Raw genomic sequence first — 644 nt, forward strand, 5'->3', positions numbered from 1 at the left:
TCCCCGGCTGGCCGGGTTCAGGCAGAATGCTGCTTTCGCTGGGGGAGACCTCCAATGTTCGATGCTGAAACCACCGCGCTTTTGCGCGCGGTCCTCGACGAGGTGTGCGAGAGCGTGTCACGCTACGAGACCTCTGCCCGCACCCACGTGGCCTCCATGATCCTCGAAGCCGCCACCAAGGGCGAGACATCGGTTGACGGGCTGAAGCAGATCGGCAGGAGTGCACTTCGCGAGGCGCCGATCCTGCGGAATTGACCTGCTCTCGAGGGCGCCGGCGCCCCGCTACACCGGCCTCAATTAGTCGAGGCTTGTGCCGCGAACTACGGTCTCGCGTCCAGGTTCACCTTATCGACACATCGTTGCACCGGTCCCCGGTAGTCTTGCTCGATCCAAGGCTCATCGGCGAAGCGAACTTCCTCAATCTTCGACAACCGAAGGCAGATCCAGCTGGCTTTGACCGAACGCTTCGTGCTCGAACTCGCCTCCACAAGGAGGGCGAATGCGCGCTCCTCAACGGCGGCGTGGCCCAGAGTGTACGGGCAGACCGTCTGGCGCTTGCTGCCATCGCTCACGTGAACCGGCCGCCGTTCAAGGATCGCTTGTCTGAGCGCCATGAAGACCTGGCTGTGGCCTTCGCTGAGGAT

At 63.0% G+C, this 644-nt stretch carries 2 protein-coding genes; one reads left to right on the plus strand and one right to left on the minus strand.

Features of this window, described 5'->3' with window-relative positions:
* Window positions 1–54: 54 nt before the first annotated feature.
* Window positions 55–255: a hypothetical protein gene (locus tag AC0L20_RS39660; protein WP_473251409.1), complete on the plus strand. Its 201-nt coding sequence runs from the start codon at window positions 55–57 to the stop codon at window positions 253–255.
* Between the two features lie 65 nt (window positions 256–320).
* On the opposite strand, the gene AC0L20_RS39665 is transcribed toward AC0L20_RS39660, so the two are convergent.
* The coding region (locus AC0L20_RS39665; RefSeq protein WP_473295613.1) for a hypothetical protein at window positions 321–644 on the minus strand (324 nt) is incomplete at its 5' end.

Source organism: Bradyrhizobium sp. Kon58, assembly GCF_055807455.1.

Coding starts and splice junctions, on each gene's coding strand:
- AC0L20_RS39660 (WP_473251409.1), top strand. CDS start 55: ATGTTCGATGCTGAAACCACCGCGCTTTTGCGCGCGGTCCTCGACGAG.